Source organism: Klebsiella pneumoniae complex sp. WS1778 (assembly GCF_049472055.1).
GTDB lineage: Bacteria > Pseudomonadota > Gammaproteobacteria > Enterobacterales > Enterobacteriaceae > Klebsiella > Klebsiella quasipneumoniae.
Genome location: NZ_JBKGTJ010000002.1, coordinates 509,210 through 535,009, shown reverse-complemented (window position 1 = coordinate 535,009; position 25,800 = coordinate 509,210). Strand labels below are relative to the sequence as shown.

Below are 25,800 nucleotides of genomic sequence, written 5' to 3'. Positions count from 1 at the left end.
TCCAGCCGTTTGTCATGCGGTAGCCCGGGTCAGCGGTTACGCCGCCGAAACCCGGGACGGCGGATGTAGGGGCGGTCAATCACTGCTCCTGCTCTCTGCGCTAACCCGCCGGCGGCCACATTTGCGCGAGCCCACCACGCACAGCACCACGCCGAGGGTAACCGCCAGCATCAAGGGGCTGACGGTTTCGTGCAACAGCGCCGCCGACAGGCCAAGCCCGAAGAACGGCTGCAATAGCTGGAGCTGGCCGACGGCGGCGATCCCGCCCGCGGCCAGCCCTTTGTACCAGAAGATAAAACCGATCAGCATACTGAAGAGCGACACATAGCCGAGCGCGGTCCAGGAGGAGGCCGATATGGCATGCCAGGACGCAGGCTGAACCATCAGCGAGGCGGGGAGCATCAACGGCAGGGCAATCACCAGCGCCCAGCAGATCACCTGCCAGCCGCCGAGCTCCCGCGTCAGCTTCGCCCCTTCCGCATAGCCGAGGCCGCAGGCGATAACCGCCGCCAGCATCAGCAGATCGCCGCTGAGCGACGTCGCCGCGCTTTGCGTCAGGGCGAATCCCATCACCAGCAGACTGCCCAGCAGCGAAAAGATCCAGAAAGCGCGCTGCGGACGCTCGCCGCCGCGCAGCACGCCAAAAATAGCGGTCATCAGCGGCAGCAGACCAATAAACACAATCGAATGCGCCGAGGTGATGCGCTGCAGGGCCAGCGCCGTGAGCAGGGGAAAGCCGATCACCACCCCTGATGAGATGATGATCAGGGGGACAAGCTGCACCAGGCGCGGGCGTTTCTGGCGAAAGCCGACCAGCAGGGCGACGGCAAGCAGCCCGGCGATGGAGGCGCGCAGAAAGGTCAATAACAACGGATCCATATCCTGCACCGCCAGCCGCGTCGCGGGCAGGGAACCGCTAAAAATAATCACCCCCAGTAAACCATGAAACCATCCGGACCAGGGGCCGGGCGCCGATTTATCCAATATTGCATCTACCACGTTAACCTCGCGTTATCTGATTGGGCTGCGCCCGCTTGAGCATCGTCAGTGGCGATGGTAATGTGGCTAATCTGATACAATCAAATTATTGTCATAGATACATTTCACGATGAAAGCTCGATACAAAGCCGTTGTCGACCGATACGCGCAGGCGATCCGCAGTGGGCAGCTGTCCGCCGGCAGCCGTCTGCCAACGCACCGTACCCTTGCCGCCGATGAACGCCTCTCGCTGGCCACCGCCACCCGCGTCTACCGTGAACTGGAAGAGATGGGGCTGGTTAGCGGCGAAACCGGCCGCGGCACCTTCGTGCGCGACCTCGCGCTGCCGCCGGGGCATGGGGTCGATCAGCAGGTGGTGGCCGCTGACGTCGTGGATCTTAACTTCAACTACCCTTCGCTGCCGGCGCAGGGCGATGCGCTGCGCGAGGCGCTCAGGCAGCTGGCGATGGCGGGCGATATTGATTCGCATCTGCGCTATCAGCCTCACGCCGGGCGGCTCGCCGAGCGGGACATTATCGCCCGCCATTTGACCTGCCGACACTTTGCGCCGGCCGCGGAAAATGTCCTGATCGTTAACGGCGCACAGCACGGGCTGGCGGTGACCGTTATGGGGCTGTTACGTCCGGGCGATGTGGTGGCGGTTGATGCTCTGACCTATTCGGGCTTCAAGGTGCTGGCGGCGCTCTATCATCTGGAGCTGGCGGCCATCCCCTGTGGGGCCGAGGGGCCGGACCTGCAGGCGCTTCATGCGCTGTGCCAGCAGCGGCGAGTGCGGGCGGTGTATACCATGCCGACGCTGCACAATCCGCTGGGCTGGGTGCTCAACGCCGGGCAGCGGCAGGCGCTGGCCGACCTCGCGCGCCAGCACGATCTGCTGATTATTGAAGATGCGGCTTACGCCAGGCTGGTGAGCCGCCCGCCGCCGCCGGTGGTCAGCTATGCGCCGGAAAGAACGGTGTATGTCACCGGATTTTCGAAAAATATCGCCACCGGGCTGCGCGTGGGAGTGGTGATTTCTCCCCCGCGCTATCGGCCGGAGATTGAGCGCGCCATCCGGGCCACGACGTGGAATACGCCGACGCTGATAAGTTCGCTGATCTGCGCCTGGATTGAAGATGGCACGGTGGCCCGCTTTGAAACACAGAAACGCCAGGATGCGCGGCAGCGGCAACAGGTGGCCCGCGAGGTGCTTTGCGGGCTTCCCGTCGTCAGTCATCCCGATTCGTACTTCGTCTGGCTGCCTCTGGGGGAAGAGAGCCGGGCCGATCGGCTGGCGAACGCGCTGATGGAACAGCGTATTTCGGTGTCGACCGCCGAGCCGTTCTGCGTCTCCGCCACGATTCCACAGGCGCTGCGCATTGCGCTCGGATCGGTGCCTTTCGACAGTCTGCGCCCGGCGTTGCTCAGCGTGCGCGATGCCGTTGAGTACGAACAATTTCGCTAACCCATCTGCTCCAGCTGGCCGCGCAGGACCTCCACCCCCTGGGCGATGGCGTCGGGGTTAATGGCGTGGAATCCCATGCGAAAGTAGTTATCCGGCGGCGCGGCGCTGAGAAAATGGCGCGCCCCGGGCTCAATCAGCACGCCGGCGTGGGCGGCGCGCCAGGTAAGCTGCTGGGTGTTGATCTGCGCCGGGGTCTGCAGCCAGAAGGCGTTAGCGTGTTCGCTCCCCGCCAGCGCGCGGCACGACGGCAGATAGCGCTGCAGGGCGGTGTGCAGGCGCTCCCAGCGCTGGGCGGAGTCGTAGTGGTAGCGCCGCAGATGGGTTTCATAATGGCCCTGGGCGAGGAAATGGGCCATCTGGTACTGAATGTTGGTCGGCGGATGGCGATAGACCAGCCGGCGCAGGGCGCGCGCCTCGTCGATCAGGTCCGGGTCGGCGACCATAAATCCCAGCCGCAGCCCCGGCGATAGCGCCTTTGACAGGCTGCTGACATACACCACCCGGCCGCTGCGGTCGCTGGCCTTCAGCGCCGGCAGCGGGTTGAGGGTAAAGTTACTCTCCGAGTCATAATCATCTTCAATGATCACCGCGTCATGGCGGGCGGCATGATCCAGCAGCTGGCGGCGGCGCGCGCTGCTCATTGCCACCCCGGTGGGCACCTGGTGGCCGGGGGTGACATAGTAGTAATCGCAGGGACGTTCGTTAAGCACGATCCCCTCTTCATCCACCGGGTGCGGCACCACCTCGGCGTCGGCGAGCAGAAAGGTGTTGATGGCTTCGCGAAAGCAGGGGTTTTCGACGCCAATGCGGGTGGTGGAGGAGAGCAGCAGCCGGGTCAGCAGGTAGAGGGCGTTTTGCGAGCCCAGGGTGATGAGAATTTCGTCCGGGGCGGCGACAATGCCGCGCTTGGGCAGCACCCGGGTGCGGATCTGCTCGATGAGCATCGGCACATCCTGGTCAATATGGTCGATGACCCACGCCGGGTCGCGCACCCCGCCGTGCAGCCAGTTCGCCGCCGAGCGCCAGGTGGCCAGCGGGAATTGCCGGGTATCGGGCTGGCCGTAGATAAACGGGTAGCGGTAGTGCATCCAGCCCGCCGGTTTGAGGATCGACTCCTGCTGGCTGGGGGTCATCTGCAGCCGGTCGCCCCAGCGTGGTGCAGCCGCTTCGCGCTGCGGTGCACTCTCGACCGCGGCAGGTGAAGCATCGTGATAGTCGGGGTGCAGGTAGTAACCACTTCGCGGGCGGCTAATCAGGTAGCCCTCGTTGACCAGGCTTTCGAACACCAGGGCGGTGGTGTTGCGCGAGACGCGCAGCTGGCTGGCCAGCTGGCGGCAGGAGGGCAGCGGGGTGTCGGCGGCGAAGATCCCGCTGAGAATGGCATTCACCAGCGTCTCTCGCACCTGTTCCTGCAAACCGCGGCCAGGCTCAAAATCAACGTGTAACAGGTGACGGATCATACGGGGCTCCTCTGGCAATAACGCATCGCGACCACCCGCTAAGCTCAGCAAATTCCATACCACCCTTCCGCCATCTGACACAGCGATGCGGCCCATCTGGCTCTATACGGAATTGCAAAACGCTCCCACATTAAAAACGCATTCAGCCGCCGTGGACCGGAACCTCCCGGCCTCTATTTTGCATAAACCTTTTCGCGTTCTGGAATGAACCCGTCTGGCCAATCCATCAGGGGTGAAATAATGAAAAAATCATTGGCATCAATATGTCTGAGCGCTGTATTAACGGTTGCTTTTTCTTATCACGCCGTCGCGGCCGATCTGCCGGAAATAGAAAAATCCGGCACCCTGAAAGTGGCGACGGAAGATGATTATGCGCCGTTTAACTTTATGAATAATGGCCAGGCCGATGGCTTTAACAAAGATATGCTTGAGGAGTTACGTAAATACGCCAAATTTCATGTCGACCAGAGCATATTACCGTGGACCGGATTATTAGCGGCTGTCTCCACCGGACAATACGATATGGCCTTAACCGGGGCGGTTATTACCGATGAGCGGCTGAAAGTCTTTGATTTCACCCCACCATGGGCCTCCGCGCAGCACTATTTCGTCAAACGCGCTGGCGATACCTCGCTAAATACCATTGCCGATCTCAGCGGCAAAAAAGTGGGCGTGCAGGCAGGCAGCGCGCTGCTGGCGCGTTTGCCGGAGCTGAAGGCGATGCTGGAGAAGACCGGCGGCAAGCTGGGACCGGTGGTGGAGTACCCCTCCTATCCGGAAGCCTACGCCGACCTGGCGAATAAGCGGCTGGATTACGTGATTAACGTGGTTATCTCGGTAAACGACCTGGCGAAAGCCAAACCGAAGGTCTTCGCCAAAGGGCTGGCCGTCTCCGGACCGGGCTATATGGCGTGGCCGATCCCGAAAAACTCGTCGCAGCTGCTGGCCTATATGACCAAGTTTATGAACCACATGAAGGAGACCGGCAAGCTCGCCGAGCTGCAGAAAAAATGGTTTGGCGAAACCTATGACAACCTGCCCACCGAGGCGATCACCAGCCCGGAACAGTTTCATAAGCTTGCCGGTCTGTAATGTTCCGCGGCGGGCGACCGCCGCCTGTTGCTGAGAAGGAGGGCCTCATGGATGCAATTTCCTGGCAGTTATTAATCGAAGGCGCATGGACGACCCTCTGGATTTCGGCCATCGCTATCGCCTTCGGGGTGGTGGCGGGGCTGCTGATCGCCCTGGTGCGGATGCTGCGTCTGCCGGTTATCGACCAGCTGCTGGTGGTCTATATCAGCCTGGCCCGCGCGACGCCGCTGGTGACGCTGGTGCTGTTTCTGTTTCTTTCGCTGCCCACGATGGGTATTAACCTCGACAAGAACGTGGCCGCGATTGTGGCGCTGACGCTTAACACGTCGGCGTTTAACGCTGAGATCTGGCGCAACGCCTTCCGTACCTTTCCGCGCGAACAGCGGGAGGCGGCGGAGTCGGTGGGAATGCGCCGCTGGACCTACTTCCGCTACATCATGCTGCCGCAGATGTGGATCGAGAGCCTGCCGGCGCTGGTCAATGAGATGTCGTTTTTGATCAAAGGTAGCCCGGCGATCGCCGTGATTGGCGTGGTGGATCTTACCCGGGTGACCAACCGTATCTCCTCGGTCACCTACGAGCCGCTGTCGCCGATCCTCGCCGCCGGCCTGCTGTATGTGGCGATCATCGGCTGTTTATTGAAGCTGCAGGGGATCGCGGAACGGAAAGCCAGGCGCCTGGCGCGCTAGCAACGGGAGGTAGTATGAATCAGTGGGGCGTTATCTGGTCGGTACGCGATAGCTTTATTGCCGGGTTATTCGCGACCCTCGAACTGTTTATTACCGCCGCCCTGGCGGCACTTATTATCGGTATTGCGCTGTGCTATTTGAGTGAATATCAAAAGAAAGTCCTTAACCGGGTTATCATTGGCTTTGTCAGCCTGATGCGCGCGATCCCTTTTTTGATCCTCGCTTATCTGCTGTATTACGGACTGCCGCAGCTCGGTATTAGCATGGAGCCGTGGACCGCCGGTTTATTGGCCCTGATTATTTATCATGGCGCCTACTTCTTTGAAATATTGCGCAGCCAGCGGCGGGTATTTTCCGGCGGGTATATTGAAGCGGCGATTGCTCAGGGCTTTTCTCGCTATGCCATTTTTCGGCGGATTATTTTACCCAATATCGTCTCTTCCGCCTTACCGCTGATCGGCAATCAGCTGATTATCTGCCTGAAGGACACCGCTTTCCTGAGCATTATTACCGTTCAGGAGATCACCGCCGCCGCCAACAGCGTCCAGGCGACCTATTTTATTCCGTTTAACGCCTTTATCGTCGCCATTGGGCTTTACTGGGCGATCAGCATTCTGCTGGAACTGCTGATTAAGCGCCTGACCGCCTGGGGAGCCAAACGAGGAATGAGCCATGCCTGAGTCTATTGCCGTAAGCGTCAAAAACGTCTCCAAGCAGTTCGATAATGTGGAAGTCCTGCGGGATATTAACCTGACGGTGGAGAAGGGGACCGTGGTGAGTATTCTCGGCTCGTCCGGGTCGGGAAAATCCACCCTGCTGCGCTGTATGAACTGGCTGGAACAGCCGGACCGCGGTGAAATTCATATCGGCGGTCAGCGGCTGGGGATTGATGAACAGCGCGGCCGGGCGATGTCGCACCGCCAGCTGGCGAAAATCCGCGAGCGGGTGGGGATGGTGTTTCAGAGTTTTAACCTGTGGCCGCATCTGACCGTGCAGCAGAACGTCAGCGAGGCGCTGCTGCGCGTTAAGGGCATGAAGCGGGACGAGGCGAAGGCCATGGCCATGCAGCAGCTGGAGAAAGTCGGCATGGCGCACAAAGCCGATGTCTACCCGATCACCCTCTCCGGCGGGCAGAAGCAGCGGGTGGCGATCGCCCGTTCGCTGGCGATGTCGCCAGAAGTCATCCTCTTCGATGAACCGACCTCGGCGCTGGATCCGGAGCTGGTGAACGAGGTGTTAGGAGTGATGAAAGCCCTTGCCGCCGAGGGCTACACCATGGTGGTGGTGACCCACGAGATGGATTTTGCCCGCCAGGTGTCCAATGAGGTGGTGTTTCTGGAGAAGGGGCTGCTGATTGAGAAGGCGCCGCCGGAGAAGTTCTTCACGCAACCTGACTCCGAACGCGTCAGGCAGTTTCTGCAAAGCAGCCGCTAGACCGGCCTGTCCCCCCTGCCGGCAACGCGGCAGGGGAAGCGTCGGGCTTCTCTTAATCCCGATCGATGGCGAACGGCTGCCACGCCTGACGCACCGGCATCACCTCTACCCGGTTAATGTTCATATGCGCCGGCAGCGTGGCGATATAAAACATCTGCTCGGCGATATCGCGCGCGCTCAGCGGCGTGGTGCCGCGATAGAGCTTATCCGATGCCGCCTGGTCGCCCTTAGTGCGCACCAGGGTAAATTCGGTCTCGGCAATCCCCGGCGCCAGATCGGTGACTCGCACGCCGGTGCCAAGCAGATCGCAGCGCAGGTTATAGCTGAACTGTTTCACGAAGGCCTTGCTGGCGCCATAGACATGGCTGCCGGGATAGGGCCACTGTCCGGCGATCGAGCCGATATTGATAATGCTCGCTCCGGCGCCATGGCGAATCAGCGTCGGCAGCAGGGCGTGGGTGACCGTCACCAGACCGGTGACATTGGTGTCGATCATCGTTTTCCAGTCCTCTAGCGCCACCTCCTGCGCCGGCAGCGGCGACAGCGCCAGCCCGGCGTTGTTGATCAGGGTGGTGACATCGGCGAAATCGGCGGGCAGCGACGCCACGGCGGCAGCCACTGCCTCGCTGTCACGAACGTCAAGCTCAATAATATGCACCGGCACCTTAGCGGCGAGGCTGTCCTGTAAGGCCTTCAGTCGCGGATAGCGGCGCCCGCTCAACACCAGCGACCAGCCCGCGTCGGCAAACACCTGCGCTGCCGCTTCGCCAAAACCCGAGGTCGCCCCGGTGATAAACACTACGTTGCTCGTTGCCATCTCATTCTCCTGTGCGGTTGTCTCTTCACTATAAAAACGCCGGACGGCAAGGCACAGGGCCAGACGACGGGCGGGGATGTGACACCGTGTCACATCGTTTTGCGCGCACTGGCTCTATCCGATTTGCGCGGCCGCGGCCAATGATGAAGCCAACCACTACGACATGAGAGAGGGCAGGGTATGAAGCTGGCAATTCACAACGAGGTCGCGGTAAGCAATGACGAAGTTCGGCAATTGGATCGCGCCTATGTGTTTCATTCATGGTCGATGCAGGGCAATCTCAACCCGCTGGTCATCGCCGGGGCGCAAGGCTGCGAGCTGTGGGATTATGAGGGGAATACCTGGCTCGACTTCAGCAGCCAGCTGGTGAACGTCAACATTGGCTATCAACATCCCCGGGTGCTGGCGGCCATGAAAGCTCAGCTGGAGACCCTGGTCACCATCGCGCCCGCCACCGCCAACCTTGCCCGCGGCGAAGCGGCGAAGCGCATCGTCGACCTGGCGCCGGCGGGCTTCAGCAAGGTGTTCTTCACCAACGCCGGGGCGGATGCCAATGAGAACGCGATTCGCATGGCGCGGCTCTATACCGGGCGCGACAAGGTGCTCTCGGCCTATCGTTCCTACCATGGCAACACCGGCAGCGCGATCGCCGCCACCGGCGACTGGCGCCGGGTGCCGAATGAGTTCTCCCGCGGCCATGTACACTTCTTCAACCCCTACCTTTACCGCAGCGAGTTCAACGCCGCGACCGAGGAAGAGGAGTGCCAGCGCGCGCTGGCGCATCTGCGGCGGATCATTGAATGCGAGGGGCCGACGTCCATCGCGGCGATCCTGCTGGAGTCCATCCCCGGCACCGCCGGGATCCTCGTGCCGCCGGCAGGCTATATGCAGGGCGTGCGCGCTCTGGCCGACGAGTTTGGCATCGTGCTGATCCTCGATGAGGTGATGGCCGGCTTTGGCCGCACCGGCAGCTGGTTCGCCTTCGAACAGGATGGCGTGGTGCCGGATCTGGTGACCTTTGCCAAGGGGGTTAACGCCGGCTACGTGCCGGCGGGCGGGGTGCTGATTAGCGAGCCGATTGCCCGCTACTTTGACGACCACTTCTTTGCAGGGGGGCTGACCTACTCCGGCCATCCGCTGGCGATGGCGGCGATTGTCGCCACCATCGACGCGATGAAAGAGGAGAAGGTGGTTGAGAACGCGGCCTATATCGGCAATGAGGTGCTGCGACCCGGCCTCGAGGCGCTGGCGGAGAAGCACGCCATTATCGGCGAGGTGCGCGGTCGCGGCCTGTTCCAGGCGCTGGAGCTGGTAAGCAGCCGTAAACAAAAAACGCCGTTGACCGCCGCCGACATGGCCGCGATCAAAGGGGCCTTAACCGAGGCCGGACTGTTGGCCTTTGTGGTGGAAAACCGCATTCACGTGGTGCCGCCGTGCACCATTACTGCTGAGCAGGTGGCGCAGGGGCTGGCGATTTTTGATGCGGTATTCGCCCGCTTTGCCAGCCTGGCGAAGTAGGGGAGGGGGCCGGATACTGTTGCCCGGCGGCGCTGCGTTTGCACGGGCCTACGGGGTATGAGCCTGTGTGTGGATCCCGTAGGCCGGGTAAGGCGCAGCCGCCACCCGGCGAAATAACGTCACAACTGAATATTTCCCTGTTCGCGCTGCGTCTGGCAGGGCTACAGCTTCTGTGTTAATTCCGGGCAGATTGCGCTCCCAATATTTCTTCTGCGTTATGTCATTCATGGCGCAAGGAGCGCACAGGGGGCGGCCAGTCGCCGCCGCCCCCTGTACCCCCGGGCTCCGGCCAGCAACATCGCCGCTGCGCGGTACCTTCGACTTTTCCCTGCAGGCTTCGGGTCGGGCCGAGGCAGCGTCCCTGCAAAACACGGCCCTCAGCCCGCATCCATGCGGGCTGCCCCGGCCTTCCGGGAACGTCTCAGCGATTTTGAGGCCGCCAGCACCGGCAGTTTCAGCAAGGCTGGTGAATAAATTAACGGCAGGTCGCACGAATCCCAGGTCGGGTAAGCGAAGCGCCACCCGACAAAGCAACGGCGCATCGGGCTAAGGCGCCGGGCAGCGGGGACAGGGTGCGCTCTGTTGCCCTCACCCCGGCCCTCTCCCACAGGGAGAGGGGGAAAACCGAGCCTCACTCCGGCCCTTCATACATAGGGAGAGGGGGAAAACTGGCAGTTTCAGTCGCCGCAAGTGGGTAAATTAACGGCAGGTCGCACGAATCGTAGGTCGGGTAAGCGAAGCGCCACCCGACAAAACAACCGCGCATCCGCTGCCTTCACCTCATTCGGTGTTCCCCGTTGACCAGCGCGTCGCGATCGAAAAAGCGCTGGATCACGCCCTCCGCCATAAACGCTGCCCGATCGGACATATGGGCGATGACGTCGGCATCATGGCTGACCAGCAGATAGGTCATGCCGTGCTCCTGTTTCAGGCGGTTTAGCAGATTGAGGATTTCCGCCTGTACCGACATATCCAGTGCCGAGGTCGGCTCATCCAGCAGCAGGATCTGCGGGCGCAGCAGCAGGGCGCGGGCAATGGCCACGCGCTGCCGTTGACCGCCGGAGAGCTGATGCGGATAGCGGCGCGCGGCGTCGGCGGCCAGACCCACTTGCTCAAGGGCGGTGGTCACCCGCGGGGCAACGTCGCGGATGCCGTGGATCTGCAGCGGCTCCGCCAGGGTGCGCCACAGGGTATGGTTGGGATGCAGCGAAGCATACGGATCCTGAAACACCATCTGCACGTTGCGCCGCAGCTCGCCCTGAAAGCGGGCGCCCGGCGTAATGGCCTGGCCGAGCAGATCCACGCTGCCGCGCCATTCGCGCTGTAATCCGGCGAGCACGCGCAAAATCGTCGATTTACCGCAGCCCGAGGCGCCGATCAGGCTGAAGGTTTCCCCGGCGTCGACACGGAAACTGGCGGCGGAGACCGCCGTCTTCGCGCCGAATGTTACCTGTAAATCCTGAAGATTAACGATCGCCATGGGCCGTCTCCGTAAAGTCCTGAGTTCTGTCGAGGGTCGGCAGCATCTGGCCGTAAGTATGCGCATTCGGCCGGCAGGTCCACAGGGTGCGGGTATAAGGGTGCGTCGCCGTCGGTAGCGCCCGCGCTGGCATCTCGTCGACCTGTCTCCCCTGGTACATCACCAGCACGCGATCGCAATGCGCGGCCACTAACGGCAGATCGTGGCTGATCAGTAACATGGCCATCTGCCGCTGCGCGCACTGCTCCACCAGCAGCTCGAGGATCTGGTTGCGCAGGCGGGCGTCAAGGGCTGAGGTCGGCTCGTCGGCTATCAGCACCTTCGGGTTATTGAGCAGCGCGAGGGCGATCATTACCCGCTGCCCCATCCCGCCGGAGAGTTCGCCGGGATAGCGGCTGAGGACCGGGAGATCCAGACCGACGGCGGCGATAGCGTCTTTGACCGCCTCGGCGCGCCCGCGGCGGCTGAGACGCTGATGCAGGGTTAACGCCTCTTCCAGCTGCGTCTGAATAGACTGCACCGGATTCAGCGCATAGCGCGGGTCCTGCAGCACCATAGCGATATCGTTGCCGCGCAGCTCGCGCCAGCCGCGGGCGCTAAGGGTCAGCACATCACGCCCCAGCACCTCCAGCCGTTCGGCGCTCACTATCCCGGGCTTGCGCACCAGGCCCATCAGCGCCCGGGCGGTCATTGATTTGCCGGAGCCGGATTCGCCCACCAGCGCCAGCCGCTCGTTGCCGAGGGTGAAGCTGACGTTGTCCACCACCCGGGCGGTGGGGTAGTCGACAGCGAGTCCCTGCACGGTCAGTCGGATGTCAGTCATGTTGCGGCTCCAGAATATCGCGCAGGCCATCGCCCAGCAGGTTAAACGCCAGGCTGGCGAGCAGGATCGCCGCGCCGGGGATGGCAGCGATCCACCACTGGTCGAAAATCACCTGCATCCCGTCGGCAATCATCGCTCCCCACTCCGCCATCGGCGGGCGAGCGCCAAGGCCGAGAAAGCCGAGCCCGGCGGCGGCGAGAATAATACCCGCCAGATCGAGCGCCAGCCGGACAATTGCCGACGGCAGACATAGCGGCAGAATATGGCCGACCAGCAGCCGCCCGCCGCGGATGCCCAGCATCTCCGCCGCGGCGAGATAGTCGCTATGGCGCAGGCGCTGAATTTCGCTGCGCGCCTGACGGGCATAGGCCGGCCAGGTAGTCAGGGCTAACGCCAGCGCGCCGTTGACCAGCCCCGGGCCGAGCATCGCCACGAACGCGAAGGCGAGGATCAACCGCGGCATCGACATCACCACGTCGGTAAACCGCATCAGTATTCGCTCCAGCCACCCGCCATAGTAGCCGGAGAGGATACCCACCAGCAGCCCGACGGGCAGGGTAATGGCGGTTACCAGCGCCACCAGACCCAGCGCCGGACGTGCGCCGTAGAGCAGGCGCGACAGCAGGTCACGGCCGTAGCTGTCGGTGCCGAGCCAGTGCCCCGCGCCAGGTCCCTGCAGACGGGCGGCGGCATCCTGCCAGTTGGGATCGTGCGGCGCCAGCCACGGGGCGAATAGCGCGGTCAGCACCAGCAGGATCACCAGGGCCAGGCCGCTGAAGGCGGCGGGTGATCGGCGCAGACGGCGTAAAAACAGATAAGTCGGCATCAGCGCACCCTCGGGTCGGTTAACCGCACCAGCAGGTCGGTCAGGTTATTGATCAGCACAAAGCTCACGCCAATCAGCAGCGTGCCGCCCATGATCGCCGTGGTATCCCCCGCGAATAGCGCCGTAGTGAGGTAGCGGCCGATCCCCGGCCACGAGAAGACGGTTTCGGTGAGCACCGCCCCTTCGAGCATCGAGGTCCAGGCGAGGGCGGTCACCGTCAGCAGAGTGCCGCGGATATTGGGCAGGACGTGGCGCAGCAGAATTGTCATCTCACCAGCCCCTTTGGCCCGCGCCAGCAGAATGTACTCTTTGTTCATCTCGCTCAGGCAGGCGGAGCGGGTCAGGCGGGTGATGCTGGCCAGCGAGTAATAGGCCAGCACCAGCACCGGCAGCAGCAGATGGCCGATGGCATTTTTAAACGCCGCCATATCGCCGGAGAGCCAGGTGTCGATCAGCGCAAAACCGCTGCGCGGCTCGACGGTGTACTGATAAATATCGTCGAGGCGACCTGGGCCCGGCGCCCACTGTAGCCGGGCGTAAAACAGGGCCAGCATCAGCAGGCCGAGCCAGAAAATGGGCACCGAGTTGCCCAACAGGGTAAAGGTGCGCACCGCCAAATCCCACGGCGAACCGGCGTAACGGGCGCACAGTACCCCGGCGACGATGCCCAGTACCGCGCCGACGATCAGCGCCAGGGTCGCCAGCTCAAGGGTTGCCGGAAAGACCGCCAGCAGGTCGTGAAGCACCGGCTGGCCGGTGGCGCTGGCGATGCCAAGATCGCCATGGGACAGGTTGACCAGGTAGTGCCAGAACTGGACCGGCAGCGGTTGGTCGAGACCCAACTGATGGCGAACCTGGTCGTAAGTCGACTGACTGGCATGGTCGCCGACGATCTGCAGCACGCGGTCGACCGGCGACAGCGCGGAGAGCGCGAAGGTGACCAGCAGCAGCCCGAACAGCGTCAGCAGCAGGGTAAACAGCCCCTGCAGCAGGCGGGTAAAATGAGTGGAAAACGATGGCATGGAAAATGGAAATTCCTGGTATATCAACATGGTTCCCGGCGGCGCGACGCCCACCGGACCCGGGTGGCGAAACGGTCATCCGGGCAGGGCGAGGCCGCCATGCCCGGTGACATAACCCGCTTACTTGGTGACGTTATCGTACCAGACCATATCGGCGTTCAGCCCCTGCTGATAGCCCTTCACGTTGTCGCGCACCACGATCTGGGTTTTCCCCTGGTCAATAAAGACGTATGGCGAATGCTGCAGCAGGGTTTCCTGCATCGTTTTGTACAGGTCGAGGCGTTTCGCCGGGTCCGGCTCCGCCACCGCGGCGAGGGTGGCTTTATTCAGCTCAGGGATCTGCCAGCCGTTGAGCCCGGCCACGGTGCTGGATTTACCATCGTTCCATGCAAAGGCGCTGGCGTTGGAATGGGCATCAAAGTAGTCCGGGATCCACAGGCGGATCGCCGCCTGATGCTGCTTCGCGCGCACCCGGGCATAGACCTGGCTGCCGGCGGCGGGTAGCAGATCCACCTTCACCCCACCCTGGGCAAAGCTGGCCTGCAGCGACTGGGCGATGGTGATAAACGGCGGTTTGTTCTCCACGTCGAGGGTGAAGTGGGCATCCTTAATGCCCGCTTTATCGAGGATAGCCTTAGCTTTTTGCGGGTTGAAGGTGAACGGATTGGTCTCCAGCGCCCCCGGCAGTCCGGCCGGCAGGAAGCTTTGATGAATAAAGTACTGTCCTTTCAGCAGATTTTTGGTGATGCCTTCATAATCGACCAGCCAGCGCGCCGCCTCCCAGAAGGCCGGATTATTCAGCAGCGGGTTGGCGCTGTTGGCGGTATTAAACACCAGGTAGTTTTGCTCGGCGGACGGGATGCTCAGCACCTTCACGCCGGGTTTATCCTGCAGGGCGGCTATCTGGTCAGCGCCGAGGTCGCGGGCCACGTCGGCATCCCCCTGCTGGATCAGCAGGCGGCGGGAAGCCGGGTCGGGGACGTTTTTAATAATAATGCTTTTGATCTTTGGCGCGCCGGTGGGGGAGCTGGCGTTGGCCTCCAGCACGATGGCCTGATGCGGCTGGTAGACGCGCATTTTATAGGCCCCGCTGCCCGCCGAGTGCATCTTCAGCCAGTCGTTGCCGAAGTCGTTATTTTTCGCGTTCGGCGCCACCTGTTTTTCATCAACGATGGAGGCGATGGGGGTGGAGAGAATATTCAGCGCCACCGCCGGGCTGACGTCGGCGGTCCAGTGCAGCGTCAGGGTATGATCGTCAACTTTTTTCAGCTGGCTGGCGATGTTGTCCGGCTGCCAGCCGAGCACGTTGAGAATAAACGCTGGCGATTTATTCAGCGTCACCGCGCGGGTGTATGAGAAAATCACATCTTCCGGGCGCAGCGGATTACCGGAGGCGAATTTGGCATCCGGCTTCAGTTTAATGGTCAGGGTTTTCGCCGCCGGATCGGCCTGCCAGCTTTCGGCGAGAATCGGTACGATTTTTTCAGGGTTGTTGCGGTCCGGCTGCACCAGACGCTGGTAGAGGCTGGGGACCGTCTGAATGCTGGAGAGTTCGTTTGCTTCCGCCGGGTCGAGGCTGACGATATCGTCGAGACCCTGGGCGACCACCAGCGTGTTGGGCGGCGTGGCGGCATGCGCGGCGGTGGAGAGCGCCGTCAGTACCAGTAAAGGCAACAGTTTTTTGGTCATGTGCAATCCCTGAAAAATGGTTATTTTAATTTTTTATGCCTCGCTACGTTAGGCCGCTTGCCAAAAGGCGTAAAGTCAAAATAAGGATATTCTTATGCTAAAAACGCATAATCAAGAACGACAGGTTATTGCCGGTCGCGCAGAAGCGCCTTTCTCCGCTGCGGGCTTCTTGCTATAACGCATTGTCTATTGCGAGGAGGTGGGTGTGCCGGAAATCAATGAGTTTGGCCAGCAGGTGAACGACCTTGTCCCAGGCTGGCAGGGGGCGCGAGTCCTGCGACGGACGGCGTTAAATGGCCGTTTTTGTCGACTGGAGCCGCTGGACGTTGACCGTCATGCGGCGGATCTGTTTGCCGCCTATGCGCTCGGTGACAACAGCGACTGGACGTGGCTGGCGTCTACGCGGCCGGAGAGCGTGGCGGCGACCGCCCACTGGATCGCGGGCAAGGTGAATGATGATGCCCTGGTGCCGTATGCGGTGGTTGACCTGCGCAGCGAGCAGGCGGTGGGCATCGTCAGCTATATGGCGATCGAACGGGAAATGGGCACGGTTGAGATCGGCCATGTCACCTGGTCGCGACGGATGAAAAACACCCCGCTGGGTACCGAAGCGGTCTGGCTGCTGCTGAAGAACGGCTTTGACCATGGCTATCGTCGGCTGGAGTGGAAATGCGATTCGATGAATGTCGCCTCGCGCCGCGCCGCCGAACGGCTGGGCTTTAGCTGGGAAGGACGTCTGCGGCAGAGGCTGGTGCGTAAAGGGCGGACGCGCGACAGCGATATGCTGTCCATCATCGACGGCGAGTGGCCTGCGCGCGATGCGGCGCTGCGGGCGTGGCTGGCGGCGGAAAACTTTACTGCCGACGGGCAGCAGATCAAACGCCTGGAGGCGTTTCGCTAACTCTGCAAAGTGAATGGGCAGAGCGCATCACGCCAGCTCTGCCCATACAAAGGCTATTTCTCGATCATCTGAATAATTTGATCCCGGTTAATGGCATGTTCATTTCCCGCGATATCCTCATAGGTGATTAACCCAGTATCGTCATCGACCTCCGGTTTTCCGTGGGTGATAATCATCTCACCATTTTTTTTCTCTAATACATAATCGCTGGAACACCCCGCAACGGTGAACGTTAATAATGCCAAACCGAATACTGCAACGAACTTTTTCATTGTGCTACCTGTTGTAAGAAAGCCACGGTGGGCCGCAGAATATGACAGACTAACCAGTTATCGAAAGTGGGTCATAATTAACACCGAATAAAGTATTAACATGGCGACTAACGTAATAACCACAATACGACGCTCAAGGGGCGTGGCTTTTTTCTTAGATTCATCATCTGGTTTTGTTAACATAATATTCTCTCTGTTAGCCCTGTCAGTGCTCCCGATTCCGACACCGGCAGAGGTGAGTTCTCGGCAATATTGTCGGGATGAACGACTTGCTAGTTGTTATTTAATACCCAGAGTTAAAGTAACGATTCCAGTGATAACCATTCAAAGACCCGTTCAGGCATTTTTGGCTAACACAACATTAAAAATCTCATTTTTATGGCTGAAGCTGGCTATGCCTGCCGCAGACTCTGTTGCGCAGGCAGCACGCTTATTATCTTTTCGCACGTAACGGATAAAAAATGCCTGTTGTAATCAATGCTCCGGGGCTGGAAACGGCAAACCCCGGATGACGTTATTAAATGATTCTCACCAAAATATTAATGAGGCCTATTTAAGATGATGAGAATCACAATTCGCCATTAAGCTAATATAATTTAGCAAATAAGCTATAGATTCGTCGGTTTACAAAATAAAGGTACCTTCAATAACCAGACAGGCTTCGCCTGAGAGTTCAACACGTCCGTTATCTTTGATGTGGCAGAAGAGTTCTCCCTTACGGTTACCACCTTGCTGGGCATGAAGCGTTTTTTTCGCCAGTTTCTCACTCCACAGCGGCGCCAGAAAAGTATGTGCCGAACCGGTGACCGGATCTTCGTTGACTCCCACCTGCGGACCGAACCAGCGAGAACGAAAATCGAAGGTCCGTGATGCGGCCGTGACCACCACGCCACGGGTGTTGAAGGCATTCAAGGCGTTAAAGTCGGGTTTAAGCGCGTCCAACAGCGCTTCGTCATCAATGACGACAATAATATCGGAGGCTTGCCAGGTTTCACCTGCGTCTTCAGCCAGTCCCAGCGCCTTGAACAATCCTTGCGGCGCGGCGATGGGTGACGGAACAACCAGCGGAAAATCCAGGGTATATTTTCCGTCATGCAACGTGACGTCCAGCGCGCCGCTGCGGGTGAAAAAACGCACCCGATCGCGCGCTTGTTGATTGAGCAGCACGCTGGCCGCAGCCAGCGTGGCATGACCGCAGAGATCGACCTCGACGGCTGGGGTAAACCATCGCAATCCGAAACCGTCAGGCTGCCTGACAACAAAGGCCGTTTCCGACAGGTTGTTTTCCGTCGCAATGCGCTGCAGCACGCTATCTTCAGGCCACGCCTCCAGCAAACAAACCGCGGCGGGATTGCCGGTAAAGGGGCCTTTTGAGAAAGCATCGACCTGATAAAAGCGAATGCGCTGCTGTGAATTATTTTTCATTCATCACCTCAAGGTCATTATAAACCGTATATCGTGTTACCCCCAGGGCCTGAGCCGCCTGCTGCACGCCCCCGCGCATTTTAAAAATACCTTTCGTATGCATTTCAGCGACAATTTTCAAACGCTGCGCTTTTTGTATTTTTTTACCCGGCACTGAATATTTATCAATGATTTCCTGGATTGACTGATCGATCAATCCGCCTAAATTAAGATCGACCGCCTCTGCGGCCTCCGCCGGCGATGGCAGCAGCGCGTCAAGGCTCTTGCGTATTTGCTCATAAGGCGAGGGGTCGACATTAATACAGAAGGCGATAAGCGGATATCCCTCTTCGCTGTAATAAATTGTCGATGCGCTATTGAGCGTTTTCCCTGAAGCGGTGACGGTTTTATAATCGCTTATGGTTCTCGGCTTGTTGTTATTCGTCTTCTGCAGAAGCAGCGCAAAACCGGTATCTTTTTCCGGGCCGGCTAATAAATGATCGCCATTACCCCTGCCGCTAACATGACCGTTAATAATTTTGATAATGGAATGTTCAGGGGTAGTGAGATTATGCAACACCACCTCCTGATTCGCTGATAACGTTCCCGCCATGGCGTCCATGGCTGCTTCAAGCGGCCCGGCGATCTGTGCAACCTGCTGTGTGTACTCTGATGTCATGGATGATCCTCTGCTGGAATCGTGGTCAGGAAGCGACCCCGGAACGCTATTTTACCATGGGAGATTCGCTGACAGGATTAAGTTATACGCACAATGTTTAATTATCAACAAAAAGTTGAATTTTTAGCGCTGGCAGCGTAAATTCCGCTGCGCAAAGCGTCAGCGCTCATGTCGGGTGCGTCTTTATGTTATGGAAATATAATGAGAATTTTTGGCTTGATAGCCATTGCCGTTCTGCTGGTGGCCTGCGGAGTCATTCACCCCTTCGGCGACAAAACCATCTATCAGACTTATTCGGTATCCGATCGGCTGGGGCTGCACTGGCGCTATGACTGCATACGCAGCGCCCTGAAGCCGCATGGCTATGAGGTTGAGCGCATCATCCCCGAGCAGAATGCGCCAAACTTCTTTGATATTTCGCAGCATGGCACACGAGTCGCCCAGATCGATATGTATCAGGTGGCTGGGGCGAGGGCGATAAGTATCACCCTGATATCCGGTGCAAAACAGGTGAATGCTGCTGTTGATAGCATTATTCAGCCGTGCCTTGAGCGCTAAGGGATGCTGGAAAGGTGAGGAGTGTCCTTTCCGCACGGGAAAGGACAAGCGTGGCCTAAACGGTTAGCGGCGAACCGGCGCGTCGCCAGCGACATAATACGCCGCGGTGCTGCGCGGCAGCGGCTGGCGGCCGCGAATAGCGTCAGCCATCTTCTCGCCGATCATAATGGTGGTGGCGTTCAGGTTGCCGGTGATGATCTGCGGCATAATCGACGCATCGATCACCCGCACGCCTTCCAGACCGTGGACCCGGCCTTCGCCGTCGACCACCGCCATCTCGTCGTAACCCATCTTACAGGTCCCGCATGGGTGGAATGCGGTCTCGGCGTGGTTGCGCACAAACTCATCCAGCTCGGCATCGCTCTGGCAGTCAATACCCGGGCTGATTTCGCGGCCGCGATACTTATCCAGCGCCGGCTGGTTCATGATCTCCCGGGTAATGCGAATGGCGTCGCGGAACTCCTGCCAGTCCTGCTCATGGGACATATAGTTAAACAGGATCGCCGGGTGGGCGTGCGGGTCGCGCGACTTCAGGCGCACGTGGCCGCGGCTGGGAGAACGCATCGAACCGACGTGGCACTGGAAGCCATGCTCTTTCACCGCGTTGGAGCCATTGTAGTTAATCGCCACCGGCAGGAAGTGGTACTGAATGTTCGGCCAGGCGAACTCGGCGCGGCTGCGGATAAAACCGCCCGCTTCGAACTGGTTACTGGCGCCGATCCCGGTGCCGCCGAACAGCCACTCGGCGCCGATCTTCGGCTGGTTCCACCACTGCAGCGCCGGGTAGAGCGACACCGGCTCTTTGCATTCATATTGCAGATACATCTCCAGATGGTCCTGCAGGTTCTCACCCACGCCGGGCAGATCGTGCACCACCGGGATATCGAACTGCCTGAGCAGCTCGGGATTGCCGACGCCGGAGCGCTGCAGGATCTGCGGCGAGGCAATCGCCCCGGCGCACAGCAGTACCTCTTTGTTGGCCGTCGCTTTTGACGGGATAGTGCTTTCCCCCTCCAGCCACTCGACGCCCACCGCGCGCTTGCCGGCAAAAATAATATGATCGGTCAGCGCATGGGTGCGGATGGTCAGGTTGGGGCGACCGCGCGCCTGGTCGAGATAGCCGCGGGCGGTGCTGGCGCGACGGCCCTGCGGCGTCACGGTGCGGTCCATCGGACCAAAGCCTTCCTGTTGGTAACCGTTAAGATCGTCGGTGCGCGGATAACCCGCCTGCACCCCGGCTTCAACCATCGCCTCGAAGAGCGGATTATTGCCCGGCTTCGGCGTGGTGACGCTCACCGGGCCATCGCCACCGTGGTAGTCGTTGGGCCCGATATCACGGGTTTCCGCTTTCCGGTAGTAGGGCAGGCAGTCGAGATAGCTCCAGTGTTCCAGCCCTGGCGCGGCGGCCCAGTTATCGAGGTCCAGGGCGTTGCCGCGTATGTAGCACATGCCGTTGATCAGCGACGAGCCGCCGAGCCCTTTGCCGCGTCCGCACTCCATGCGGCGATTGTTCATGTACGGCTCAGGTTCGGTCTCGTAGGCCCAGTTGTAGCGCTTGCCCTGCAGCGGATAAGCCAGCGCGGCGGGCATCTGGGTGCGGAAATCGAACCGGTAGTCCGGGCCGCCGGCTTCCAGCAGCAGGACGGTGGTGTTTGGATCTTCAGTCAGTCGTGTCGCCAGAACGTTGCCGGCGGAGCCGGCGCCAATAATGATGTAGTCAAATTGCAAAAAAACCTCCCGGTTAAAATATGGACTGGAATTTACCCATCTCAACCTGGATGGACTTCACCTGGGTGTAACTCTGCAGGGTCATCACGCCGTTCTCGCGGCCAATGCCGGAGTGCTTATAGCCGCCGACCGGCATCTCCGCCGGGGATTCCCCCCAGGTGTTGATCCAGCAGATACCCGCTTCGAGCTGATGAATGGCGCTGTGGGCGCGGTTCAGGTCGGCCGTGACGATACCCGCCGCCAGACCGTAGTCGGTATCGTTGGCGCGGCGGATCGCTTCTTCATCGGTGTCATAGGTGAGGATGGACATCACCGGGCCGAAGATCTCCTCGCGCACGATGGTCATCTCATCGCTGCAGTCGGTAAACACGGTCGGGGCCACCCACGCGCCGTTGTCAAAGCCTTCGCCCTTCAGCACGTCGCCGCCGCACAGCAGGTTCGCGCCTTCTGCTTTGCCTTTGGCGATGTAGCGCAGCACATTGTCACGGTGCGGGAAGCTGACCAGCGGGCCAAAGTTGGTGCGTTCATCGAACAGATCGCCCGCACGGATGCGGCCCACGCGCTCAACGATTTTCTGCTCAAACGCCGCCTTAACCTTCGCGGGGACGAACACCCGGGTGCCGTTGGTGCACACCTGTCCGGAGCTGAAGAAGTTGGCCATCATGGCGATGTCGGCGGCGAGATCGAGATCCGCATCGTCGAAAATAATCAGCGGCGATTTGCCGCCCAGCTCCATCGTCACCTCTTTCAGGGACGAGCCCGCCGCGTTGGCCATCACCTTTTTGCCGCTGGCGACGCCGCCGGTAAAGGAGACCTTAGCGATACCCGGATGCTCGGTCAGGTACTGGCCGGTCTCCGCGCCCACACCCGGCAGGACGTTAAACACGCCGTCCGGCAGACCCGCTTCGGTATAGATTTCGGCAAGTTTCAGGGCGGTGAGCGGGGTCACTTCGCTCGGCTTGAAGATCATCGCATTGCCGGCGGCCAGCGCCGGGGCGGATTTCCACAGAGCGATCTGGATCGGGTAGTTCCATGCGCCAATCCCGGCCACCACACCCAGCGGTTCGCGGCGGGTGTAGACGAACGACGTCTCGCGCAGGGGGATCTGACTGCCTTCCAGCGCCGGGATCAGCCCCGCGTAATACTCCAGCACGTCCGCGCCGGTGACGATATCCACGGTTGAGGTTTCGGAATACGCTTTACCGGTGTCGAGGGTTTCCAGCTTTGCCAGCTCGTCGTTCCGTTCGCGCAGGATATCGACGGCGCGACGCAGGATGCGCGAGCGTTCCATGGCGGTCATCGCCGCCCAGATTTTTTGCCCACGCCGCGCGCTCTCGACGGCGCGGTCGACATCCTCGCGTCCGGCAGCCTGTACGCTTGCCAGGACTTCACCGTTGGCCGGGTTAATGGTCTCGAAGGTGCGACCGCTGGTGGCGGATGTATAACCACCATGGATATAAAGCTGCTGTTCTGCCATTCGGGACATAAATTCTCCTCGGTTATTCGGTCGGTAAATGCTGGCTGATGAAGTGGCTGGTCAGCGACTGCGCCAGCGTCTTATCCAGCGGTTTGCCGCTCAGGGCGGCGCGCAGCCACAGGCCGTCTATCAGCGCCGCCAGCCCGTAGCCGGCCTCCTGGGCCTGCTGGCGCGGCAGCTCGCGGCGGAACTCGTACACCAGGTTCGACAGCAGGCGGCGGCTGCTCACCTGCTGCAGGCGGTAGAGCATCGGCTGGTGCATGCTGCTGGCCCAGAAGGCCAGCCAGGCCTTCATCGCCGCGCTGCTGATCTGCGTCTCATCAAAGTTGCCGCCGACTATCGCCTGCAGGCGCTCTCCGGCGCTGCCGTCCGGCAGAGCGTGCAGACGGTTGAGCACCGCGTCGCGTAGCTGGCTGGTGATGTCGCGCATGGTCGCCTCCAGCAGACCATTTTTGTCTTTGAAATAGTGACTGATGATCCCCGTCGACACGCCCGCCCGTCGGGCGATCTGCGCGATGGTCGCGTCGTGCATTCCGACTTCATTTATTGCGTCCAGCGTGGCGTCGATCAGTTGCCTGCGCCGGATTGGCTGCATCCCCAGTTTGGGCATTTTTGCCACTCCATTCATCAGCGTTGGTTAACTATTAAAGCGGTTTTTGATTGGACGTTCAATATAAAATGTGTCTTAATTGTTACGTGATTGAATTTTAATAGTTACAAAAACAGTGGGGATACTGGATGACAGATCTTTCGCAAAACAGAGAAAAGGACAAAATCAATCCGGTGGTTTTTTACACCTCTGCCGGACTGATTTTGTTGTTTTCCCTGATGACGATCTTTTTTCGCGATTTTTCTGCCGAGTGGATTGGACGCACCCTGGGCTGGGTGTCGAAAACCTTCGGCTGGTACTATCTGCTGGCGGCGACGCTGTATATCGTCTTCGTCGTCTGCATTGCCTGCTCGCGCTTCGGATCGGTGAAGCTCGGGCCGGAGCAGTCCAAGCCCGAGTTCAGCTTGCTGAGCTGGGCGGCGATGCTGTTCGCCGCCGGGATCGGCATCGACCTGATGTTCTTCTCCGTGGCCGAGCCGGTGACGCAATACATGCAGCCGCCGGAAGGGGCGGGGCAGACCATCGAGGCGGCGCGCCAGGCGATGGTCTGGACCCTGTTTCACTATGGCTTAACCGGCTGGTCGATGTATGCCCTGATGGGCATGGCGCTGGGATACTTTAGCTATCGTTATAATTTGCCGCTGACCATCCGCTCGGCGCTGTACCCGATTTTCGGCAAACGGATCAATGGGCCCATCGGCCACAGCGTCGATATCGCGGCGGTGATCGGCACCATCTTCGGCATCGCCACTACCCTCGGCATTGGCGTGGTGCAGCTCAACTACGGTCTGAGCGTGCTGTTCGATATTCCGGACTCGCTGGCGGCGAAAGCGGCCCTGATTGCGCTGTCGGTGATCATCGCCACCATCTCGGTCACCTCCGGGGTGGACAAGGGCATCCGCGTGCTCTCTGAACTGAACGTCGCCCTCGCGCTGGGGCTGATCCTGTTCGTGCTGTTCATGGGCGATACCTCCTTCCTGCTCAATGCGTTAGTGCTCAACGTCGGCGACTACGTCAACCGCTTTATGGGCATGACGTTGAACAGCTTCGCCTTCGACCGCCCGGTAGAGTGGATGAACAACTGGACGCTCTTTTTCTGGGCGTGGTGGGTGGCCTGGTCGCCGTTCGTTGGCCTGTTCCTGGCGCGCATTTCGCGCGGGCGCACCATCCGCCAGTTTGTGATGGGCACCCTGATCATTCCGTTCACCTTTACCCTGCTGTGGCTGTCGGTGTTCGGCAACAGCGCGCTGTATGAGATCATCCACGGCGACGCGGCCTTTGCCGAGGAGGCGATGCTCCACCCGGAGCGCGGCTTCTACAGCCTGCTGGCGCAGTATCCGGCGTTTACCTTTAGCGCCTCGGTGGCGACCATTACCGGTCTGCTGTTCTACGTCACCTCCGCCGACTCCGGCGCGCTGGTGCTGGGGAATTTCACCTCGAAGCTGAAGGACATTAACAGCGACGCCCCGAACTGGCTGCGCATCTTCTGGTCGGTAGCTATCGGCCTGCTAACCCTCGGGATGCTGATGACCAACGGCATCTCGGCGCTGCAGAACACCACGGTGATCATGGGGCTGCCGTTCAGCTTTGTGATTTTCTTCGTGATGGCCGGACTGTATAAATCCCTGAAAGTGGAAGATTACCGTCGGGTCAGCGCCAGCCGCGACACCGCCCCGCGCCCGATGGGCCTGCAGGACCGGCTGAGCTGGAAGAAGCGCCTGTCGCGGCTGATGAATTACCCGGGCACACGCTATACCAAACAGATGATGGAGACGGTGTGCTACCCGGCGATGGAGGAAGTGGCCCAGGAGCTGCGGCTGCGCGGCGCCGCGGTGGAACTGAAGAGCCTGCCGCCGGAAGAGGGCGAGAACCTTGGCCACCTCGACCTGCTGGTGCACATGGGCGACGAGCAGAACTTTATCTACAAGATCTGGCCGCAGCAGTACTCGGTGCCGGGCTTTACCTATCGGGCGCGCAGCGGGAAATCCACCTATTACCGGCTGGAGACCTTCCTGCTGGAGGGCAGCCAGGGTAACGACCTGATGGACTACAGCAAAGAGCAGGTGATCACCGATATTCTCGACCAGTACGAGCGGCACCTGAACTTTATCCATTTGCACAGGGAAGCGCCGGGGAACAGCGTGATGTTCCCGGATGGCTAGCCAGGGAGCCCCCGTCGGCGAAAGACTGACGGGGGCGACGGGCGGTTACTGGTAGTTAAAGGCGTCCGGATGGTTGTCGAGGCTACCGCTGAGGGCGGCAAACAGCACGGTTTTGCCATCGATGGACAGGGCGTCGCTGACGTTAAGCCAGGTCAGCTTCTCCTGGTCGGTTTTTTCATCGACCACCGAGTAAACGCCTGACATCTGTTTGCTTTTCTCCGACCAGATCACCGCGATACGCTCGTGGCCGCAGTCGTGGGGTTTGCAGGCGCTTAACACCTGCCAGGATTCGCTGCCCAGCTTCACCGTCTGCGCCGGCGAACCGGTGCCGCCGGTGGTCACCCAGGCGGGCAGCTGATGGCCTTTGACCATCTGGTTAAACGACGCCCGGGTGGCGCTATCGTGGGCCAGACTGTTCAGCGTGACGTCGCCTTGCGCCATAACGCTGGCGGAGGCGGCTAAGGCGATAATAGCGGTAAGCGTTTTAAACATGTTTCCTCCTGGACTTATTCCGTCCTGATAACAAGCCTCTTTATAGTGAGCGTAGATAATGATTAATGCAAACTTTGACATATATCTCGTGAATGATTAGCGGCGGTGCGCGCATGGACGTTACGCTAAGCGATATGCCATGATGCGGATTGATTAACTTTTTCCAATATATGCCCTTGTGATAAAGCAGTTAGCGAAATGGCATAGTTATTCAGGCGATAAAG

General features: G+C 60.2%; 24 protein-coding genes. 9 read left to right on the top strand and 15 right to left on the bottom strand.

All coding sequences use genetic code 11. From position 1 onward, the window contains the following. Positions 1 to 75: 75 nt before the first annotated feature. Positions 76 to 984, bottom strand: coding sequence for a DMT family transporter (locus ACLEXF_RS12510; RefSeq protein WP_094309539.1), 909 nt, complete (start codon positions 982 to 984; stop codon positions 76 to 78). 124 nt (positions 985 to 1,108) lie between these two features. On the opposite strand from ACLEXF_RS12510, the gene ACLEXF_RS12505 reads away from it, so the two are divergent. Then, a complete protein-coding gene (locus ACLEXF_RS12505; RefSeq protein WP_048294359.1) occupies positions 1,109 to 2,443 on the top strand; it encodes a PLP-dependent aminotransferase family protein in 1,335 nt (444 codons plus the stop codon). Here the strand turns inward: ACLEXF_RS12505 and ACLEXF_RS12500 are convergent. Continuing rightward, complete coding sequence (locus tag ACLEXF_RS12500) at positions 2,440 to 3,903, bottom strand: PLP-dependent aminotransferase family protein (protein ID WP_094334185.1); 1,464 nt, start codon at positions 3,901 to 3,903, stop codon at positions 2,440 to 2,442. The two genes, ACLEXF_RS12505 and ACLEXF_RS12500, sit on opposite strands and share 4 nt — an antisense overlap. Positions 3,904 to 4,143: 240 nt before the next feature. On the opposite strand from ACLEXF_RS12500, the gene ACLEXF_RS12495 reads away from it, so the two are divergent. The 4 genes from ACLEXF_RS12495 to ACLEXF_RS12480 are packed head-to-tail and all read left to right on the top strand — an operon-like array spanning position 4,144 to position 7,118. Further along, complete coding sequence (locus tag ACLEXF_RS12495; RefSeq protein ID WP_423265769.1) at positions 4,144 to 4,995, top strand: transporter substrate-binding domain-containing protein; 852 nt, start codon at positions 4,144 to 4,146, stop codon at positions 4,993 to 4,995. A 47-nt stretch (positions 4,996 to 5,042) separates the two neighbouring features. After that, a complete protein-coding gene (locus ACLEXF_RS12490; protein ID WP_002893187.1) occupies positions 5,043 to 5,684 on the top strand; it encodes an amino acid ABC transporter permease in 642 nt (213 codons plus the stop codon). Between the two features lie 14 nt (positions 5,685 to 5,698). Next, positions 5,699 to 6,364 (top strand): amino acid ABC transporter permease, encoded by a 666-nt coding sequence (locus ACLEXF_RS12485; RefSeq protein WP_004885631.1) that lies wholly within the window; start codon positions 5,699 to 5,701, stop codon positions 6,362 to 6,364. Beyond that, the gene (locus tag ACLEXF_RS12480) at positions 6,357 to 7,118 is read left to right on the top strand and encodes an amino acid ABC transporter ATP-binding protein (RefSeq protein WP_004151676.1); all 762 of its coding nucleotides are present in this window, start codon (positions 6,357 to 6,359) and stop codon (positions 7,116 to 7,118) included. Before ACLEXF_RS12485 ends, ACLEXF_RS12480 begins: the two co-directional genes overlap by 8 nt. A 52-nt stretch (positions 7,119 to 7,170) precedes the next feature. Here the strand turns inward: ACLEXF_RS12480 and ACLEXF_RS12475 are convergent, their stop codons facing one another. Continuing rightward, positions 7,171 to 7,935 carry an SDR family NAD(P)-dependent oxidoreductase gene (locus ACLEXF_RS12475; RefSeq protein WP_004885636.1) on the bottom strand — a complete coding sequence of 255 codons (765 nt, stop codon included), beginning with the start codon at positions 7,933 to 7,935 and terminating at the stop codon, positions 7,171 to 7,173. A gap of 180 nt (positions 7,936 to 8,115) precedes the next feature. On the opposite strand from ACLEXF_RS12475, the gene ACLEXF_RS12470 reads away from it, so the two are divergent. Continuing rightward, positions 8,116 to 9,453 carry an aspartate aminotransferase family protein gene (locus ACLEXF_RS12470; RefSeq protein WP_004885639.1) on the top strand — a complete coding sequence of 446 codons (1,338 nt, stop codon included), beginning with the start codon at positions 8,116 to 8,118 and terminating at the stop codon, positions 9,451 to 9,453. Between the two features lie 775 nt (positions 9,454 to 10,228). Here ACLEXF_RS12470 and ACLEXF_RS12465 read toward each other — a convergent pair. The 5 genes from ACLEXF_RS12465 to ACLEXF_RS12445 all read right to left on the bottom strand — a co-directional run bounded on the left by ACLEXF_RS12465 (position 10,229) and on the right by ACLEXF_RS12445 (position 15,293). Further along, complete coding sequence (locus ACLEXF_RS12465; RefSeq protein WP_049004470.1) at positions 10,229 to 10,933, bottom strand: ABC transporter ATP-binding protein; 705 nt, start codon at positions 10,931 to 10,933, stop codon at positions 10,229 to 10,231. Beyond that, a complete protein-coding gene (locus ACLEXF_RS12460; protein ID WP_023319923.1) occupies positions 10,920 to 11,756 on the bottom strand; it encodes an ABC transporter ATP-binding protein in 837 nt (278 codons plus the stop codon). The genes ACLEXF_RS12465 and ACLEXF_RS12460 overlap by 14 nt, the downstream gene beginning before the upstream one ends. After that, the gene (locus ACLEXF_RS12455; RefSeq protein ID WP_004885647.1) at positions 11,749 to 12,582 is read right to left on the bottom strand and encodes an ABC transporter permease; all 834 of its coding nucleotides are present in this window, start codon (positions 12,580 to 12,582) and stop codon (positions 11,749 to 11,751) included. The genes ACLEXF_RS12460 and ACLEXF_RS12455 overlap by 8 nt, the downstream gene beginning before the upstream one ends. Further along, positions 12,582 to 13,604, bottom strand: coding sequence for an ABC transporter permease (locus ACLEXF_RS12450; protein WP_064178052.1), 1,023 nt, complete (start codon positions 13,602 to 13,604; stop codon positions 12,582 to 12,584). The genes ACLEXF_RS12455 and ACLEXF_RS12450 overlap by 1 nt, the downstream gene beginning before the upstream one ends. Positions 13,605 to 13,724: 120 nt before the next feature. Further along, a complete protein-coding gene (locus tag ACLEXF_RS12445; RefSeq protein ID WP_004885652.1) occupies positions 13,725 to 15,293 on the bottom strand; it encodes an ABC transporter substrate-binding protein in 1,569 nt (522 codons plus the stop codon). Between the two features lie 205 nt (positions 15,294 to 15,498). On the opposite strand from ACLEXF_RS12445, the gene ACLEXF_RS12440 reads away from it, so the two are divergent. Further along, on the top strand, positions 15,499 to 16,194 hold the full coding sequence (locus ACLEXF_RS12440) for a GNAT family N-acetyltransferase (RefSeq protein WP_004885654.1): 696 nt from the start codon (positions 15,499 to 15,501) through the stop codon (positions 16,192 to 16,194). 53 nt (positions 16,195 to 16,247) lie between these two features. Here the strand turns inward: ACLEXF_RS12440 and ACLEXF_RS12435 are convergent, their stop codons facing one another. From ACLEXF_RS12435 to ACLEXF_RS12425, 3 genes are all read right to left on the bottom strand, one after another. Beyond that, a complete protein-coding gene (locus tag ACLEXF_RS12435) occupies positions 16,248 to 16,466 on the bottom strand; it encodes a YgdI/YgdR family lipoprotein (protein WP_004885657.1) in 219 nt (72 codons plus the stop codon). A gap of 624 nt (positions 16,467 to 17,090) precedes the next feature. Further along, a complete protein-coding gene (locus ACLEXF_RS12430; protein WP_004885659.1) occupies positions 17,091 to 17,891 on the bottom strand; it encodes a PhzF family phenazine biosynthesis protein in 801 nt (266 codons plus the stop codon). After that, complete coding sequence (locus ACLEXF_RS12425) at positions 17,881 to 18,549, bottom strand: helix-turn-helix transcriptional regulator (RefSeq protein ID WP_023319927.1); 669 nt, start codon at positions 18,547 to 18,549, stop codon at positions 17,881 to 17,883. Before ACLEXF_RS12425 ends, ACLEXF_RS12430 begins: the two co-directional genes overlap by 11 nt. A gap of 201 nt (positions 18,550 to 18,750) precedes the next feature. Between ACLEXF_RS12425 and ACLEXF_RS12420 the strand changes: the two genes are divergently transcribed. After that, positions 18,751 to 19,107 (top strand): hypothetical protein, encoded by a 357-nt coding sequence (locus ACLEXF_RS12420; RefSeq protein WP_064187567.1) that lies wholly within the window; start codon positions 18,751 to 18,753, stop codon positions 19,105 to 19,107. A 63-nt stretch (positions 19,108 to 19,170) separates the two neighbouring features. On the opposite strand, the gene betA is transcribed toward ACLEXF_RS12420, so the two are convergent. Genes betA through betI form a run of 3 tightly spaced genes read right to left on the bottom strand, consistent with a single transcriptional unit; the run spans position 19,171 to position 22,922 of the window. Then, positions 19,171 to 20,835, bottom strand: a complete 1,665-nt coding sequence (betA, locus tag ACLEXF_RS12415) for a choline dehydrogenase (protein ID WP_017899036.1) — start codon at positions 20,833 to 20,835, stop codon at positions 19,171 to 19,173. Positions 20,836 to 20,848: 13 nt separating this feature from the next. Then, positions 20,849 to 22,321, bottom strand: a complete 1,473-nt coding sequence (betB, locus tag ACLEXF_RS12410; protein WP_004885669.1) for a betaine-aldehyde dehydrogenase — start codon at positions 22,319 to 22,321, stop codon at positions 20,849 to 20,851. A gap of 13 nt (positions 22,322 to 22,334) precedes the next feature. Then, complete coding sequence (betI, locus tag ACLEXF_RS12405) at positions 22,335 to 22,922, bottom strand: transcriptional regulator BetI (protein WP_017899038.1); 588 nt, start codon at positions 22,920 to 22,922, stop codon at positions 22,335 to 22,337. Between the two features lie 128 nt (positions 22,923 to 23,050). On the opposite strand from betI, the gene betT reads away from it, so the two are divergent. Next, a complete protein-coding gene (gene betT, locus ACLEXF_RS12400) occupies positions 23,051 to 25,084 on the top strand; it encodes a choline BCCT transporter BetT (RefSeq protein ID WP_004885674.1) in 2,034 nt (677 codons plus the stop codon). 45 nt (positions 25,085 to 25,129) lie between these two features. Here the strand turns inward: betT and ivy are convergent, their stop codons facing one another. Then, the gene (gene ivy, locus ACLEXF_RS12395; protein ID WP_017899040.1) at positions 25,130 to 25,576 is read right to left on the bottom strand and encodes an Ivy family C-type lysozyme inhibitor; all 447 of its coding nucleotides are present in this window, start codon (positions 25,574 to 25,576) and stop codon (positions 25,130 to 25,132) included. Between the last annotated feature and the right edge of the window lie 224 nt (positions 25,577 to 25,800).

Coding starts and splice junctions, on each gene's coding strand:
- ACLEXF_RS12505 (WP_048294359.1), top strand. CDS start 1,109: ATGAAAGCTCGATACAAAGCCGTTGTCGACCGATACGCGCAGGCGATC.
- ACLEXF_RS12500 (WP_094334185.1), bottom strand. CDS start 3,903: ATGATCCGTCACCTGTTACACGTTGATTTTGAGCCTGGCCGCGGTTTG.
- ACLEXF_RS12495 (WP_423265769.1), top strand. CDS start 4,144: ATGAAAAAATCATTGGCATCAATATGTCTGAGCGCTGTATTAACGGTT.
- ACLEXF_RS12490 (WP_002893187.1), top strand. CDS start 5,043: ATGGATGCAATTTCCTGGCAGTTATTAATCGAAGGCGCATGGACGACC.
- ACLEXF_RS12485 (WP_004885631.1), top strand. CDS start 5,699: ATGAATCAGTGGGGCGTTATCTGGTCGGTACGCGATAGCTTTATTGCC.
- ACLEXF_RS12480 (WP_004151676.1), top strand. CDS start 6,357: ATGCCTGAGTCTATTGCCGTAAGCGTCAAAAACGTCTCCAAGCAGTTC.
- ACLEXF_RS12475 (WP_004885636.1), bottom strand. CDS start 7,935: ATGGCAACGAGCAACGTAGTGTTTATCACCGGGGCGACCTCGGGTTTT.
- ACLEXF_RS12470 (WP_004885639.1), top strand. CDS start 8,116: ATGAAGCTGGCAATTCACAACGAGGTCGCGGTAAGCAATGACGAAGTT.
- ACLEXF_RS12465 (WP_049004470.1), bottom strand. CDS start 10,933: ATGGCGATCGTTAATCTTCAGGATTTACAGGTAACATTCGGCGCGAAG.
- ACLEXF_RS12460 (WP_023319923.1), bottom strand. CDS start 11,756: ATGACTGACATCCGACTGACCGTGCAGGGACTCGCTGTCGACTACCCC.
- ACLEXF_RS12455 (WP_004885647.1), bottom strand. CDS start 12,582: ATGCCGACTTATCTGTTTTTACGCCGTCTGCGCCGATCACCCGCCGCC.
- ACLEXF_RS12450 (WP_064178052.1), bottom strand. CDS start 13,604: ATGCCATCGTTTTCCACTCATTTTACCCGCCTGCTGCAGGGGCTGTTT.
- ACLEXF_RS12445 (WP_004885652.1), bottom strand. CDS start 15,293: ATGACCAAAAAACTGTTGCCTTTACTGGTACTGACGGCGCTCTCCACC.
- ACLEXF_RS12435 (WP_004885657.1), bottom strand. CDS start 16,466: ATGAAAAAGTTCGTTGCAGTATTCGGTTTGGCATTATTAACGTTCACC.
- ACLEXF_RS12430 (WP_004885659.1), bottom strand. CDS start 17,891: ATGAAAAATAATTCACAGCAGCGCATTCGCTTTTATCAGGTCGATGCT.
- ACLEXF_RS12425 (WP_023319927.1), bottom strand. CDS start 18,549: ATGACATCAGAGTACACACAGCAGGTTGCACAGATCGCCGGGCCGCTT.
- ACLEXF_RS12420 (WP_064187567.1), top strand. CDS start 18,751: ATGAGAATTTTTGGCTTGATAGCCATTGCCGTTCTGCTGGTGGCCTGC.
- betB (WP_004885669.1), bottom strand. CDS start 22,321: ATGTCCCGAATGGCAGAACAGCAGCTTTATATCCATGGTGGTTATACA.
- betI (WP_017899038.1), bottom strand. CDS start 22,922: ATGCCCAAACTGGGGATGCAGCCAATCCGGCGCAGGCAACTGATCGAC.
- betT (WP_004885674.1), top strand. CDS start 23,051: ATGACAGATCTTTCGCAAAACAGAGAAAAGGACAAAATCAATCCGGTG.
- ivy (WP_017899040.1), bottom strand. CDS start 25,576: ATGTTTAAAACGCTTACCGCTATTATCGCCTTAGCCGCCTCCGCCAGC.